Annotated in this window: 12 protein-coding genes; 6 read left to right on the top strand and 6 right to left on the bottom strand. The window is 60.6% G+C overall.

Annotated elements, in window-relative coordinates; all coding sequences use genetic code 11:
* The first annotated feature begins 172 nt into the window (after window positions 1-172).
* Window positions 173-823 carry a DsbA family oxidoreductase gene (locus HB376_RS04565; RefSeq protein ID WP_213762221.1) on the top strand — a complete coding sequence of 217 codons (651 nt, stop codon included), beginning with the start codon at window positions 173-175 and terminating at the stop codon, window positions 821-823.
* A 32-nt stretch (window positions 824-855) separates the two neighbouring features.
* On the opposite strand, the gene waaC is transcribed toward HB376_RS04565, so the two are convergent.
* Together waaC and HB376_RS04555 are read right to left on the bottom strand one after the other, a co-directional pair.
* Window positions 856-1866: a lipopolysaccharide heptosyltransferase I gene (waaC, locus tag HB376_RS04560; protein WP_213762220.1), complete on the bottom strand. Its 1011-nt coding sequence runs from the start codon at window positions 1864-1866 to the stop codon at window positions 856-858.
* Window positions 1867-2201: 335 nt separating this feature from the next.
* Entirely contained in the window at window positions 2202-3113 is a 912-nt protein-coding gene (locus HB376_RS04555) for a neutral zinc metallopeptidase (RefSeq protein ID WP_213762219.1), read from the bottom strand.
* A 460-nt stretch (window positions 3114-3573) separates the two neighbouring features.
* On the opposite strand from HB376_RS04555, the gene HB376_RS04550 reads away from it, so the two are divergent.
* The 3 genes from HB376_RS04550 to HB376_RS04540 are packed head-to-tail and all read left to right on the top strand — an operon-like array spanning window position 3574 to window position 6170.
* Window positions 3574-4995, top strand: a complete 1422-nt coding sequence (locus HB376_RS04550; protein ID WP_213762295.1) for a cytochrome ubiquinol oxidase subunit I — start codon at window positions 3574-3576, stop codon at window positions 4993-4995.
* Between the two features lies 1 nt (window position 4996).
* Complete coding sequence (cydB, locus tag HB376_RS04545) at window positions 4997-5998, top strand: cytochrome d ubiquinol oxidase subunit II (RefSeq protein WP_213762218.1); 1002 nt, start codon at window positions 4997-4999, stop codon at window positions 5996-5998.
* Window positions 5976-6170 (top strand): hypothetical protein, encoded by a 195-nt coding sequence (locus HB376_RS04540; RefSeq protein WP_213762305.1) that lies wholly within the window; start codon window positions 5976-5978, stop codon window positions 6168-6170. Before cydB ends, HB376_RS04540 begins: the two co-directional genes overlap by 23 nt.
* A 139-nt stretch (window positions 6171-6309) precedes the next feature.
* Here the strand turns inward: HB376_RS04540 and HB376_RS04535 are convergent, their stop codons facing one another.
* Window positions 6310-7365, bottom strand: a complete 1056-nt coding sequence (locus HB376_RS04535) for a permease (protein ID WP_213762217.1) — start codon at window positions 7363-7365, stop codon at window positions 6310-6312.
* Window positions 7366-7404: 39 nt separating this feature from the next.
* Entirely contained in the window at window positions 7405-8472 is a 1068-nt protein-coding gene (mnmH, locus tag HB376_RS04530) for a tRNA 2-selenouridine(34) synthase MnmH (protein WP_213762216.1), read from the bottom strand.
* 330 nt (window positions 8473-8802) lie between these two features.
* Between mnmH and HB376_RS04525 the strand changes: the two genes are divergently transcribed.
* Window positions 8803-10182, top strand: a complete 1380-nt coding sequence (locus HB376_RS04525) for an ethanolamine ammonia-lyase subunit EutB (RefSeq protein WP_213762215.1) — start codon at window positions 8803-8805, stop codon at window positions 10180-10182.
* Window positions 10182-10988, top strand: coding sequence for an ethanolamine ammonia-lyase subunit EutC (gene eutC, locus HB376_RS04520; RefSeq protein ID WP_213762214.1), 807 nt, complete (start codon window positions 10182-10184; stop codon window positions 10986-10988). Before HB376_RS04525 ends, eutC begins: the two co-directional genes overlap by 1 nt.
* Before the next feature lie 113 nt (window positions 10989-11101).
* Here the strand turns inward: eutC and HB376_RS04515 are convergent, their stop codons facing one another.
* Window positions 11102-12130, bottom strand: coding sequence for a fimbrial protein (locus tag HB376_RS04515; RefSeq protein WP_213762213.1), 1029 nt, complete (start codon window positions 12128-12130; stop codon window positions 11102-11104).
* A gap of 111 nt (window positions 12131-12241) precedes the next feature.
* Window positions 12242-14938: a fimbria/pilus outer membrane usher protein gene (locus HB376_RS04510; RefSeq protein WP_213762212.1), complete on the bottom strand. Its 2697-nt coding sequence runs from the start codon at window positions 14936-14938 to the stop codon at window positions 12242-12244.
* Between the last annotated feature and the right edge of the window lie 44 nt (window positions 14939-14982).

Here is a 14982-nt window from a genome sequence, read left to right as displayed (position 1 = left end):
TCCCTTTCGGCGACAACTATCCGAAAGCATCCAGGAACCCAGCTTGTGGACCGGCAGCCAGCAGAAATGACATCGCCTGACCGCGAAAGCCCGCGTAAAGAGCGGACGGGGCTAAAGTCCAATGTCGGGTAGAATTTTGGACTAATTTGGACCAATTCTGGACCGCCCTGATATGACAAGCCCCAAGCTGTACCTCGACGTCTGGTCGGATTTCGTCTGCCCTTTCTGCTATCTGGAAGTGCCGGTCATCGACCAGTTCAAGAGTACCTATGGCGACGCGGTCGAAGTCCGCTGGCACGCGTTCGAACTGCGCCCCGAACCCGCTCCCCCGCTCGATCCGAATAGCGACTTCCTGCATGAAACCTGGGAAAACTCCGTCTACCCGATAGCCAACGAACGCGGTTTGTTGCTGCGCCTCCCGCCGGTTCAACCGAATAGCCGCAAGGCGTTCGAGACCGCATTTTTCGCGCGCGAATCGGGCCGTTTCGACGCTGTGCATCGTGCAATCTTCAAGGCGTATTTCGAGGATGGCATCGATATCGGCGATACCGATGCGCTGCTGGATATTGCCGCCACCTGCGGCATCGATCCGGAATCGCTGGAAGAAGCGTTGCTCGGCGATGAACTCACCGACGCGGTGATCGAAGACGAAGAGTTTGCGAAGAAGCTCGGCGTGACGGGCGTGCCGTTCGTCGTGCTGTCGCGTGACGGCGTGGGCGATCAGGAACCGCCGCCGCCCATCGCGTTGCGCGGCGCGGCGCCCATCGAGCATTTTGAAGCAGCGCTCGGACGCCTGTTCCCGGAAGGGTTTTCGGCCGCTTGAACGCGCTCGTCGGGATGCTTTAACGACTCGAATCAGGACACGGCGCCCGTCGCTACATCGTGCGCTGCGGGCACCACCGTTCCCGTCAACACGCCATCTATTGCTTCCAGCACCGTCGCGACATCGGGCGGAACACGCTGGTCGCCGACAGACACCGAATGCGTCGACGAGCCAATGCCGAAATGCCCGCGCGACGTTGCCGTAAAAATCATCACCGTGGGCCGGCCCAGCGCATACGCCAGGTGGACCAGCCCCGTATCCATGCCCACGACCAGCGCCGACGCCTCGATGCAATGCGCGCATTCGGTCACCGTCAGCTTCGGCAAAACGATCGCACCCGGCACGAGCGCCGCAATCTGCTCGCCCTCCCGGCGCTCGCCTTCGGTACCCCACGGCAGCGCGATCCGATAACCCCGCGCCGTCAGAGAACGCCCCGTCTCGGCCCATCGGTCGATCGGCCATTTCTTTTCATCGGCTGAGGTAGCGTGGAACAGCATGGCGATGGGCGCGCCCTGAGGAAGCTGCAACGGCGCAGCCAGCGGCGGCAGACGAAGATTGAAGTCAGGGGTTTCGTCGAGCGTGTAACCCAGCGCGTCGGCCACGCTCACGCGCATGCCACGCCACGCATCCGTTTTCGGCCGCGGCCCGAAGCGCTTGTTGTACGCGAACGCCGCACCAAGTTCGCCCAGATCCTTGTTCTTATAGCCGTAACGCCGGCGCCCGCGAGCCAGGAACGCGATGATCGCGCTCTTGTACACGCCATGGATATCCAGGATAACGTCGTACTTCTCGGCCCGCAGTTCTCCGATAGATGCAGCAATATCTTTCAAATCCGCCCAGCTGCGCGCTTTTTTAAACTTGCGCAGCGGCGCGCTCAACACGCGGTCCACGGCCGGATTCCAGCGAATGATGTCGGCGAAGGCCGCGTCTGCCGCCCAGTCGATTTTGGCGGACGGAAATGCACGGCGAAGATCGGAGACCACAGGCTGCGTCTCTACGATATCGCCCAATGATGTCACCTTGACAATCAGGATTCGCTTCATGGGGATGCTATGGGACCTTTATTTCGCCAGCGGCACGGATTCAGCTGGAACACCTGAATCCGTGCCGCTGGCCGGCTGGATCGCTTGACCCGTAGCGCGTTCGGCAGATCGAAAGCCGTTCGGGTCATGATCGATTTGAAAGCCGGAATTCTATAAATTGGCGTAAAGCCGCGCCGTCAGTATTTGTAAGTTCTGCGCTGCGCGTTCTGCCCGAATTATCCGTCGAAATAGCGGTTTTCACTACTGTTTCACGGTCTTTCATGAACAAAGCGCCGAACGTGCGAGCGCCTTCGCATTGAAAATTGCGTCATGCGGCTGCTGGCAAAACGCAGCACTCAGAGCGTTCTGGCGCCGAATGTGTCGCACTGTCCCAGATCGCCCGTCGCCAGTCCGCGATTCAACCAGCGCTGCCGCTGCGCGCTCGTGCCGTGCGTAAACGCTTCCGGAACCACGCGTCCCTGCGTCTCCTTCTGCAACCGGTCGTCGCCTATTGCTCCCGCCGCGTTCAGCCCTTCCTGGAAGTCACCGGGCTCGATCAGCTTCGCGTTGTTCCTCTGCGCCACGTTGGCCCAGACGCCCGCGAAACAATCCGCCTGCAACTCGACACGCACCGACAACTGGTTCGCCTGTTCCCGCGACATCCGTTGCCGGGCGGTCTCGACTTTATTCATGATGCCCAGCACGTTCTGCACATGGTGGCCGACTTCGTGCGCAATCACGTACGCCTGCGCAAAATCTCCGCCCGCACCAAAGCGGTCGCGCAACTCCCGATAGAACGACAAGTCGATGTACACCGTCCGGTCGTTCGGGCAATAGAACGGCCCCATGGCTGACTGACCGGTTCCGCACGCGGTCGCGGTGCCGCCGGTGAAGAGGACGAGCTTGGGCGCCGGGTAATCCTGGTTGTAGCGAGTCCGGAAAATCTGCTGCCACGTGCGTTCGGTGTTGCCGAGCACCCGGCGCACGAACACGGCGTCTTGATCGCTCGCGCTTGCCTGCGGCTGAGCGCGCGGGTCCATCTGCCGTTGCTGCGTCTGCGTCTGCTGCTGACTGTATGAACCACTCTGCCCGGTCGAACCGCCGCTCAGGATCAGCATGGGATCGATACCGAAAAAATAGGCGGCCGCCAACGCCACCACAATCGTGCCGATACCAATCGAGCGCCCACCGCCAATGCGAAGTCCTCCGCCCCCGGCCCCACGCCGGTCCTCCACATTGCGGCTCTCTGCTTCGTCATCAAGACGCATGGTTTTTCTCCGTCGCGGTGTTTGGTTGGCTTTGCTGCAGAGCGGTTATTCCGGCCCGGAAAACGCCTGCGATGCTGTTCCGTCATGGTACCCGGCGTATGCCGGCACACCACCGGAGAATCGCGCTGATAACCTCGCGGCATGCTACGCGCCAAACGCGCCCTTCGCCGCCTCCACGCGGCGGACCGTCTTTGACGCAGTGCGGTTGATTGTCGCGGAATTGGAAGGCCGGCCGTTTTAGACATTAATCCGATCTCTCAAAAAAACAATTTATAAACAGCTAGTTACAGATCACCCATCCTAAAAATTGCGACATTTCCGCACATTCCTGCCCCCTGCCGCGCCGCACCATTCATCTCAAAAACTGGCTTAGAGTCGCTTCCGTCGTACTCAGTCCAACCAACCAGCGCCCGCCCGCGAGCTCGTTTCGAGCGCGCCCGCGATGGCTGCACAACCTGCCATGCATGCCACTCAGCAAGCGCTCGATCTAGCGCGTATCCAGTTCGCTTTTACGGTTTCTTTTCACATCGTTTTCCCGGCGCTGAGCATCGGGCTGGCGAGTTTTATCGCTGTGCTCGAAGGGGCCTGGCTCAAAACCGGTAAGCCGGTCTACAAGGAGTTGTGCCTCTTCTGGTCGAAGGTGTTCGCCGTCGCGTTCGGCATGGGCGTGGTGTCCGGTGTCGTGATGAGCTACGAATTCGGCACCAACTGGGGCGGCTTTTCGAGCTTTGCCGGCCCGATCACCGGCCCGCTGCTCGCCTATGAAGTGATGACCGCGTTTTTCCTGGAAGCGGGATTCCTCGGCATCATGCTGTTCGGCTGGAACAAAGTCGGACCGAAAGCGCACTTCGGCGCCACGCTGATGGTCGCCATCGGCACGCTGATCTCGACCTTCTGGATTCTTGCATCGAATAGCTGGATGCAGACGCCACAGGGGTTTCGTATCGAAGGCGATCATGTCGTGCCGGTGAGCTGGTTCAAGATCATTTTCAACCCGTCGTTTCCGTACCGGCTTTCGCATATGGCGATCGCGGCGTTCATTGTCGCGGCGCTCGTGGTGGCCGCTTGCGCGGCTTATCACTTGCTGAAAGGACGCAAGGACCCGGCCATCAAGAAGATGTTTTCGATGTCGCTCTGGCTGTTGCTGGTGCTCACCCCGCTTCAGGCCATGGTCGGCGACCAGCACGGCCTCAACACGCGCGAATATCAACCGGCCAAGATCGCGGCCATTGAAGGCCTGTGGGATACGGAGAAAGGCGGCACGGCGCTGAACCTCTTCGGCATCCCGGACATGGAAGCCGAAACCACGAAATACGCCGTGTCGATTCCGCACTTGGGCAGCCTGATCCTCACGCATAGCTGGGACGGTGAAATCCGCGGGCTCAAGTCGTTTCCGAAAGAGGATCGGCCGAACTCGACCATCGTGTTCTGGAGCTTCCGAATCATGGCCGGGCTTGGTGTCCTGATGATCCTGATGAGCGTGGCCGGCTTCGTACTACGGCGAAAAAATAACCTGTTCGAATCGAAGATGTTCCAGCGCTTCGTGCTCGTGATGGGACCGTCGGGTTTCATCTCGCTGCTCGCCGGCTGGGTGACGACGGAAGCGGGTCGTCAGCCGTGGGTGGTGTACGGCGTGATGCGCACGGCGCAGGCCGTGTCGCCGGTTACAGCGCAACAAGTGGGCGTGACGCTGCTGATCTTCGTGATTGTTTATACGCTCGTGTTCGGTACCGGCATCTACTACCTGCTCAAACTGCTTAGAACCGGCCCGGCATTGCCCGGCACGCACGGCACGATCACGCACGCACCGCGCATGGACGACGACAACCTTACCGCGCGCCGGCCGCTGTCCGCCGCGACACATTCAATCGAAGGAGCATGAGATGGACTTGTCCCTGACGTGGGCCGCGATCATCGCGCTGGGTGTGCTGATGTATGTCGTGCTCGATGGCTTCGATCTCGGCATCGGCATCCTGTTTCCATTCTTCCCCGAGGAGCGTGATCGCGACGTCATGATGAACACCGTCGCACCGGTCTGGGACGGTAATGAGACCTGGCTCGTGCTGGGCGGCGCGGGCCTGTTCGCCGCGTTCCCGATGATCTATTCAACCGTGCTGTCGGGGCTTTATCTGCCGTTGATGTTCATGCTGGTCTGCCTGATCTTTCGCGGCGTTACGTTCGAGATCAGATCGAAGGCGACTCGTACAAAGCACATGTGGGATCTTGCGTTTATCGGCGGATCGGCGGGTGCGACGTTCTTCCAGGGCGTGACGCTCGGCGCATTTCTCAATGGCATTCCAGTCACGGACGGCCGTTTTTCCGGCGATGCCTTCACCTGGTTCACCCCGTTCAGCATGTTCACCGGACTCGCGCTCGTGGTCACCTATGCGCTGCTGGGCTGCTGCTGGCTGATCGCAAAAACGGAAGGCGATCTGCAACGCCGCTTTTACCGGATCGTGTGGCCGCTGACGCTGCTGCAACTCGGGACCATTGCGGTCGTCAGTATCTGGACACCGCTGCAGGACGCGGGCATTGCAACGCGCTGGTTCGATACCCCCTGGTTCTATCGATTCCTGCCGGTACCCGTGCTTGTAGTTGCGTGTGCATGGCTGATGCGCCGGTCCATCCGTTCACGGCACGAAACACGGCCGTTCATGATGGCGCTGGCGTTCGTGCTGCTCGGTTATAGCGGCCTGGTGGCGAGCATTTCGCCCCATGCCATCTTCCCCGGCGTGTCGCTCTGGGAACTCGCGGCTCCGCATTCGAGCCAGATGTTCACGCTCATTGGCGCGGCGGTGATCTTGCCCGTGATCATCGCGTACACGACGCTGGGTTACTGGGTTTTTCGCGGCAAGGTGCGCCATGGCGAACATCACTATCACTAAGACCGATGCTGAAACCGATACTGATACCGATACTGCGACTGACAACAAGCGCCGCAAGGGTTCGCGGCTCAAGAGTACGTTGTGGTTCGTCGCGCTCTGGTGCGTCGGCGTAGGTGGCGCGATGCTGCTGGCGCTGCCGTTCAAGCTGCTGATTCAGGCGGCTACGCACTAGAACATGGCAGGAGCATTCAGCCGCGCGCACCCGCTGCAATGAGCGGCTGATACTCATACTCATGAAAAAGAGGCCGGTTTCAACTCGCGTTGAAACCGGCCTCTCGTGTCGTGGACGCTACGAATTACATCACGCGCGCCTAGAACCCCAGCGCCACAGCAAGCAGCCCCGCGACAATCCCGAATCCCACCACCGCAACGGCCACGAACGTCAGTACGCGCGGCGGAAAAGAACGGCCGAGCATCGCGACCGACGGCAAGCTGACCGGCGGCAGCGTCATCAGCAACGCGCCTGCGGGACCGACGGACATGCCGAGCGACAGCATTGCCTGGATGATCGGCACTTCGCCCGCTGTCGGGATCACGAACAACGTGCCGGCAATAGCAAGTCCCACAATCCACAGCACGCTATTGTCGATATTCGGACCAATATGCGGAAACAGCCACGCCCGCGCGGCACCAAGCACCAGCACGAGCACGATGTATTCGGGTACAAGCCGGATCGTCATGCGTCCGAGAATGCGAACCCAGCGCGTGAATGCCGTACCCGGATCTTCCGTTGTGACCAGCTTCGCCATCTCGATGCGTGACGCTTCAGCTTCCTTGGGCGTCACCATCCGGTTCACGGCATAACCCAGGCCGAACACCATCAGTACGCCAAGCGCGAGCCGCAGTCCCATCCATTGCCAGCCGAGCACGAAGCCCATGAAAATCAGCGTGGCCGGGTTAAGTACAGTGTTACCGAGCCAGAACGCGATAGCCGCTCCCGGCGCCGCCTGACGCGCCCGCAGGCCAGCCACCACCGGCGCTGCGCAGCAGGTGCACATCATGCCCGGCAGCGACATCAGGCCGCCGTTCACCACGCTGCCGAAGCCACTCTTGCCGAGCGCGCGCGCCACCCATTGCGGCGGTATCAACGCCTGCACCGCCGAGCCGAGCAAAAGCCCCAGCACCATCGCCTGCCAGATCGCCTTGCCGTAGGCAATCGCATAGTCGATAGCCGCCTGCCACGACGGCGCGGGCGCGCTCGCGGCGGTGCCCATCAGGATTGATTTGCCAATGGAATGCTGACTGGCCGCCACGAACGCACGGTTGTAGTAAGGAAACCATTTGACGTAAAACAGGCCCACGACCGCGATCAGCAGGAACGTGATCCAGCCGAGCGCGACGCGGGGTTGTCGAAGAGTGGATTGCATGGTCTTGGGTAGTTTGTATTGGATTGGATTGAAACGGCATCAGGCTGAGGTAACTGGCACGGCCTCAAGCCGTGCCAGCAGCACCCTTGCCTGCTCGACCACATCGGCGTCGTTCGGCCGGAACAGCATGTGCGTGGCGTGCGGCAATTCGCTGAAATTCTGGTGACTGCTGCGCGCGTAGGCCGGATCGTAATGCAGGTCGATCAGTTCGCGGGCAAGCTCCGCCTCCCGACCCGCGTCGATCAACGCATGCCAGCCGCTCACCCGCTCGCGGCTATGCAGCCCGATCAGCCGCGACAGTTGCTGCTTGAATGACTCCGGATCCTGGAAAAGATGAGCGTAATCGTGCAGCAGGAATGTGGCGCGATCCTCGCGGCTTGCCTCGACCTCGACACACGCGCCGCGGTGAAACGTGTCCAGCAGCGCGAGGGGCAAGGAGATCGTGCCGATCCGCCTGCTCTCCGCCTCGACGAACACCGGCCGGGCCGGATCGAAGCCGCGTAGCGCGCAGACCAGCAGCGTGTCGAACCATTTCTGCGATGGTTGCCGCTCACCCGGCAACGCGCCGAGCAGGGAGCCGCGATGTGCCGCCAGTTGTTCCAGATCCAGCGTCTGCGCACCGGCCTCGTGCAATGCGTGCAACAGACGCGTTTTGCCGCTGCCGGTGGGGCCTGTCAGCGCGATATATCGGAACGTGGCGGGCAAATGGTCGAGCGTATCGAGCGTCGCGCGCCGGTAGGTCTTATACCCGCCCGCCAGTTGCCGCGCCTGCCAGCCGATCATGCTGAATACCGTGGTAACGGAGCCGGACCGGGTACCGCCGCGCCAGCAATAAATCAGCGGACGCCAGTTGCGCGGCCGGCCGGCAAAGGTCGTGTCGAGGTGCTGCGCGATATTGCGCGCGACCAGCGCAGCGCCCACGCGGGACGCTTCGAACGGCGACACCTGCTTGTACATCGTACCGACCAGCACCCGCTCCTCATTGCTCAGCACGGGGGCGTTGATCGCGCCGGGGATATGGTCGTCCGCGAATTCGAGCGGCGTGCGGACGTCGACGATCTCGTCGAAATCGGCCAGGCGATCGAGGGAAACAAGCAGGTTTTTCAAGGTGCGCCGCGCAAAAGTGGCCGGATGGGAAGAGCGCGATTATCGCATGCGGAAAATCGGGTCGCGATGCGCCCGGCGCGCCGTCCAGACCGGCGATCCGGCATGGATACACTGTCTGCTCCATTCAAATTACCATTTCCGCATTTTTGGCTGCTCATCGTTTCGCCGCATACTTCGAGATCGACGCCTGGATCGGCCACCGGCCCCGGTCATCGCCGAAGGATGCGGCTCAACCTGCTCTCGCCGGCCGGATGCCGGATGCCGGATGTGCTACCCGGCCGGTGAGCGCAGGATAAGTGCCTGGAGAAGCCTTGGAACAAGGATCACACGATGAGCTATAACGAGACCATCGGTCTGCGGACTTACCGTTTCGACGACCTGAAGACGTTGCTGGCGAAAGCCAGCCCGCTGCGTTCCGGCGACCAGTTGGCAGGCGTGACAGCCGATACCGAAGAAGAACGCGTAGCGGCGAAGATGGCGCTGGCGCAAGTGCCGTTGCGCACCTTCCTCAACGAAGCCGTGATCCCGTACGAGAGTGACGAGGTCACGCGCCTGATCATCGACGATCATTCGCCGCAGGCTTTCGCCGACATTTCGCATCTCACCGTGGGCGATTTCCGCAACTGGCTGCTCGCGGACACCACCGACTCCGCCGCGCTGATCCGCGTGAGCGCGGGGCTGACACCGGAGATGGTCGCGGCCGTATCGAAGCTCATGCGCAACCAGGACCTGATCCTCGCCGCGAAAAAACGGCCGGTCATCACGCGCTTTCGCAATACGATCGGCTTGCCCGGACATCTGTCGGTGCGCTTGCAGCCGAACCATCCGACCGACGACGTCAAGGGCATTGCCGCATCGATGCTCGACGGCCTCATGTACGGCTGCGGCGACGCCGTGATCGGTATCAATCCGGCATCGGATTCGTTGAGTGCGATCACGACGCTGCTCGTAATGATCGACGACTTCCGGCAACGCTACGAAGTCCCCACGCAATCATGCGTGCTCACGCATGTGACCAACACGATTGCCGCGATCGAGAAAGGTGCGCCGGTCGATCTCGTGTTCCAGTCGATTGCGGGCACCGAGAAAGCGAACAGCAGTTTTGGCGTCTCGCTGGCGCTGCTTCAGGAAGCGCATGAAGCCGGGTTGTCGCTCAAACGCGGCACCGTTGGCAACGACCTGATGTATTTCGAAACCGGTCAGGGCAGCGCGTTGTCCGCCAACGCCCATCATGGCGTCGATCAGCAAACCTGCGAAGTGCGCGCTTACGCGGTCGCCCGCAAGTTCAGCCCGCTGCTGGTCAACACGGTGGTCGGGTTCATCGGCCCCGAGTATTTGTATGACGGCCGGCAGATCATTCGCGCCGGACTGGAAGATCACTTTTGCGGCAAATTGCTCGGTGTCCCCATGGGTTGCGACATTTGCTACACGAATCACGCTGAAGCCGATCAGGACGACATGGACAACCTGCTCACGCTGCTCGGTGTCGCCAATGTCAATTTCATCATGGGCATTCCCGGCGCGGATGACATCATGCTGAACTATCAAAGCACCTCGTTCCACGACGCGCTGTATGTTCGCAATGTGCTCGGCTTGCGGCGCGCGCCGGAGTTCGAGGCCTGGCTTGAATCGATGCGAATCGCCGATTCGCGCGGCAGGTTGCTGAACCAGTCCGCACCGCAACCGCTGCTTGAATGGATAAGCGCCTGATGGCCGATTTCGACGATCCCCCTTCTTCCGTCAGCACCAATCCGTGGGACGCGTTGCGCCGTTTCACCAACGCGCGCATTGCGTTGGGCCGGGCGGGCAGCAGCCTGCCGACGGCGCCGCTGCTTGCGTTTAATCTTTCGCATGCGCAAGCCCGCGACGCAGTGCATCAACCGCTCGATGTAGACGCCCTGCATGCATCGTTGCGTGCAGCGGGTTTTGATACGCTCGATGCCGAAAGCGCTGCCCCCGATCGCGATCATTATCTGCGGCGCCCGGATCTGGGCAGAAAACTGAACGATGAAAGCGCCGCACGGCTGCGCGATTACGCGGCCGCGGCGCCCGCTGCGTTCGATATCGTATTCGTCGTCGCCGATGGTTTGTCGGCCTATGCCGCCGCGGGTCATGCCGTACCGCTGCTTGAGCGGATGCGCTCGAAGCTTGCTGGCGTCAGCATCGGTCCGATCGTCGTCGCCAGGCAGGCGCGGGTCGCACTCGGCGATGGTATCGGTGAGCTTTTACGGGCGCGGATCGTAGTGATGCTGATTGGTGAACGGCCGGGTTTGAGTTCGCCCGATAGTCTCGGTATCTACCTGACCTATGAGCCGCGCATCGGCAAAAGCGATGCGGAGCGCAACTGTATTTCAAACGTTCGGCCTGAAGGACTTGGTTACGACGCGGCAGCGTTCAAGCTGCATTACCTGTTGACCGAAGCGAGGCGTCTGAAGCTGACAGGCGTCAAGCTCAAGGACGACAGCGATGCGTTGCTGCCGGCGGCGGGAGAATCAGGCTCGGCGTTGCCGCGTTAAGGCAAAGCGCGAAGGCGGAAGTCATCGCACGCAGCGCTTGCAACGGCGTCATTGTGCGATACCGTTGCTTCGCTCCGCCGGTCTCGTGATAGACCTTGTCCCGCTCACGTTTCCTACTGATACGACATGGTGAAGGTTGCTTTCGCGTTCGCAGAACCGCTGCCGATCTTGCCTGTACGGATGTACCGGGCGGTTAGCGGAACTGTCACCGTGCCGCCCGGGGTTTGCGCGGGTGTCAACACGAACTGACCCGCGTTTCCCGGTACCGACGAATCAACGCCAAACTTGACGGGCGTCGCGTTATAAAGGATTTGGTAACCGAGACCTTGCGCAGTCGAGTCCGAACTGAGCGACAGCGTTGTCGTGTTGTTCAAAGGCGTGCTCACGTCGGTTAGCGTGGTGTACACCTTGACACCTGCGTCGCAGTTCAGGCCTATGTTCAGGCTCGTTTCACCATCGGTTGATCCGACGTTCGGCAATCGGGAGGTGTAGGTCTTCGGCATGGTCACGGCAATGGAAGGTGTCGTGACCGTGCATGCGGCGATGGAAAACGTACCACTTGCGGCACCTGAGAACAGGTTAAACGTACCACCAACGTCCGGCAAATATTCGTTAATGATGACTGGCGCGATCGTCGTCAAATTGCCGGTTGTAGCTGTGCCGAGCTTCAAAAAATAAGCCGTCAGTTTTAGACTGAATATTTGCGGAATGCCTGTACTCGAAGCCGCGAGTGGGCAGTTGATCGTTCGTTTACCTTGTTTGACCTGCGACGGCCAGCCTTCCGAGTACGGGCTACAAGAGGTGCCTGTTGCATTTTCAATAATGTACCTAACGGCAACGTCTGGGAGATTCGTTTGGAAGTAGTACTGGTTTCCAGCTACGTTTACGCCATTGGGCGCGTATATATATAACTGTATCGTGTGACTTGAGCTGTCTGGAATGCATCCAATTTGCACCGTTGTGGAGTAAGGCGGACTTTGCGTGCCGATGGGAGCGTCACGCGGAAAAAGGTTGTCGGTGACGGCAGGAGCATAGTTGAGGCCTCCCGTTATAGAACACACGGTGGTCGCTGCAACCGACACTGACACGCCAACCGTTATCTGAAGCAGGCAAAACAGGATTATCACAAGTCGTTTCAACATGAAATTCGTCGTCTCATAGTTTGGCACCTGACACCGCGTGAACGTGACCTTGCGGTTATGTGATGTTTGCCTACCGCCTGACGTGTCGAGAACGCGGCCCCTTCAATGGCCTTATCGCTCGGCGGTCGCGGGAACGACTGTTGCAACCGCCCCCCTCCCACTCGCCACCATTTCACTTCCCAACACGCAATGCGACTGCAGCGACAAATACCCGGGGTTATAAGCCTTCGCCTCTTTCTTCGGCAGCGTATAAGCAATCCGGCATTGTTCGACCGGGCCATTTCCCCACTTCACCGTCAGCGCTCCCTGATCCTCAAGACCCCGTGCAAATATTCTGCTATCCTGACCGACCACACCCACGCTCTTGCCTTGTTCGTCTTCCACACTCGCTCCAAATGGTAACGTCCCACCACCTAGTTTCGGCGCCTGAATCAATGCAGCCCGACCACTCACCGTCTCGTACTTCATCATCACTATAGAGCCTGCACGCGGCGCCACTTGCGCCGATGTCGATTTAAATTCAACATCGGTGGACGTGCCCTTCGGATCAATATCCACTTCGTTCATGGTGTAAGGCGACAAGTACGGAACCACCGCATAACCGCGTGAATCCACCTTCGTTCCCGGTGAACTCGTCACCATCGCACCGGCTGCAGCGGGTGCCTCCACAATCCCGATCGTGTCGCCCACCGTCTGCGATAAAGTCACCCCGCCCGGATGCGCCACCACCGAACCCTGCACGCCGGCCGACACCTGACGCGTGCCGCCACCCGCGCTCGCCGATGCATTCAACGTCGCATAAGGCGCACGATACGTCGCGCTCAAACCCGCGTTGCCGTTGTTGGCCGAACTGCCGCCCGCGTTATACGTGCCATATCCGTTGTACGAGAACTGGTTCGTTTCACCCAGCGAACCACTCACGTTCGCCTGCATGTTCGTCGCGCCATCGGAGGTGTGCGAGGCGTTCGTGGTCAGCATCGGCGCATGCGCCTTGTGGCCCAGCGGAATAGTCGTGCTCAGCATGAATTCGTTCGACATCTGGCCATCCATTGACCGCGTGCGCCCCGCCGTCAGGCTGTACGTTCCGTACTTGAACGCGTTGGTGTAGCCGGCCTGGAACAGCGTGTCGTTACCACCGTGGTTCCAGTAGTTCTGCGACGAGCCCGTCACGAACATCGTGCCGTGGTCGCCCAGCTTTTGATTGATCGACACCTGCATGCGGTTACGCTGCCGATAAACCGAGTTGATATCGCCACCGTGATCTGCAATATCCCTCACCGATGCGGCATCGTTCAGGTTCATGTAGCCCGCCGTCGAGAAACGGTACGCCGCGACCGACACGTTCGTATCTGTTGCCGCGATGAACTTGCTGTAACCCACGCGCAAGCTCGTGCCGTGCATCGACTGCGCGTTCGGGATGCTGGTGAAGGCGCCCGTCACATCCATCGAGAATGCGCCGATACCCGTGTTCAACGCACCACCCACGTTCACTGCACCGTACCCGTTCGACACGACCGCGCCGCCGTAAGCGGTGACCGTGTTGGTCAGGCCGCGCTGGATGGTGAACTGGGCGAAGACGGGTTTCGTATCGAGCGAATCGTTGCGCAACTGGCCGGCGGTCGCGCTGAAACGCGTGACGCCGGGGCGCAGCAATTGCGCCACCGACGCAAACGGCACCGTGAATTCCTTGCTGCGGCCATCGGCTTCCGTCACGGTCACCACCAGATCGCCACCGTAGCCGGTCGAGTAGAGGTCGTTGATTTCAAACGGGCCCGGCGCAACGTTCGTTTCCTCCAGCACCTGGCCGTTTTGGCGAATCGTCACGCGTGCGTTCGTTTCAGCGGTACCACGCACGACCGGCGCGTAACCGCGCATCGATTCAGGCAGCATGCGGTCGTCGGTGGCCAGTTGCACGCCGCGAAACGACACGCTGTCGAAGATCTCGCCGGTCGTGCTCGTATCGCCCACGGTCAGTTGTGACCCGAGTTTCGTCACGTCGCGCTGCGCATAGGTCGCGATGTTGTCGAATTGCGTCTTTTGACCAGTTCCGGTCGATATCGACGATTGGTGGCGGATATGCCACGCGCCAATGTTCAGGCCGGCGCTCAGGCCGAGGTAGCTCTGGCTCGAACCGACGCCCGAGCTCGCCGTGTGATACGTGTTCGCGTTGTAGCTGATGAAACCACCGTTGACGCCCTGGTCCCATTGTTCGGGCGGCACATAACCGCGTGCCGAGTTCTTCATGAACGCTTGCGGCACGCTCAGTTCGAGCGTCTGCTGCGTGAAGTCGAAATCGACCGTCGCGCCCGGTACGATCGCGCCAATTTCATCGCAGGTGTCCGCGTGGGCAGTAGTTGTTGCCGGTGCAGCAGTCGTTGCCGCACCACGTCCCGCGGCCGCATCGGCCTTCGCCAGATCCACGCCCGCGCGCTGCAACAGCGCGCGGTTGAAACAAGGCGTTGAGCCCAGCTTGCCGTCGGTTGAAACAAAGCGAATGTCTTCACGCGCCAAACGCGCGCCATTCACGATCAGGTCGACCGAATACGTTCCCGGGGTCACCGCGTTGCCGCGCGTGAAACGGCTGGTGTCGATGGCCGTGCCCGCGTCCCCGCGCAGATACATGTTGTCGAAACTGACTTCATCGATGGCGCCGGTCTGGGTTTGCGGCGTTGTCGCGGCCTCCGCCACGGCTTGAGAAATTGCACCACACGCCATCATCGAGAAAGCGATCGCGGCAAGCGGCTTCAGGCGCAGCCGGAATGCGACCGGGTACTGAGCATTGAATGCGGTTTGAGCAGCGAGTTTCATGATTCAGCCTGCGATGGTTAGGTCGATTCAGACGCGACTTGACC

This window comes from Caballeronia sp. dw_19, from assembly GCF_018449515.1.
Lineage (GTDB): Bacteria > Pseudomonadota > Gammaproteobacteria > Burkholderiales > Burkholderiaceae > Caballeronia.
Note: the sequence above shows the minus strand (reverse complement) of the source record. Positions and strands in the feature narration are given on the sequence as shown.

Excerpts from the sequence above, each read along its gene's own strand:
- HB376_RS04565 (WP_213762221.1), top strand. The coding sequence starts at position 173 with ATGACAAGCCCCAAGCTGTACCTCGACGTCTGGTCGGATTTCGTCTGC.
- waaC (WP_213762220.1), bottom strand. The coding sequence starts at position 1,866 with ATGAAGCGAATCCTGATTGTCAAGGTGACATCATTGGGCGATATCGTA.
- HB376_RS04555 (WP_213762219.1), bottom strand. The coding sequence starts at position 3,113 with ATGCGTCTTGATGACGAAGCAGAGAGCCGCAATGTGGAGGACCGGCGT.
- HB376_RS04550 (WP_213762295.1), top strand. The coding sequence starts at position 3,574 with ATGCATGCCACTCAGCAAGCGCTCGATCTAGCGCGTATCCAGTTCGCT.
- cydB (WP_213762218.1), top strand. The coding sequence starts at position 4,997 with ATGGACTTGTCCCTGACGTGGGCCGCGATCATCGCGCTGGGTGTGCTG.
- HB376_RS04540 (WP_213762305.1), top strand. The coding sequence starts at position 5,976 with ATGGCGAACATCACTATCACTAAGACCGATGCTGAAACCGATACTGAT.
- HB376_RS04535 (WP_213762217.1), bottom strand. The coding sequence starts at position 7,365 with ATGCAATCCACTCTTCGACAACCCCGCGTCGCGCTCGGCTGGATCACG.
- HB376_RS04525 (WP_213762215.1), top strand. The coding sequence starts at position 8,803 with ATGAGCTATAACGAGACCATCGGTCTGCGGACTTACCGTTTCGACGAC.
- eutC (WP_213762214.1), top strand. The coding sequence starts at position 10,182 with ATGGCCGATTTCGACGATCCCCCTTCTTCCGTCAGCACCAATCCGTGG.
- HB376_RS04515 (WP_213762213.1), bottom strand. The coding sequence starts at position 12,130 with ATGTTGAAACGACTTGTGATAATCCTGTTTTGCCTGCTTCAGATAACG.
- HB376_RS04510 (WP_213762212.1), bottom strand. The coding sequence starts at position 14,938 with ATGAAACTCGCTGCTCAAACCGCATTCAATGCTCAGTACCCGGTCGCA.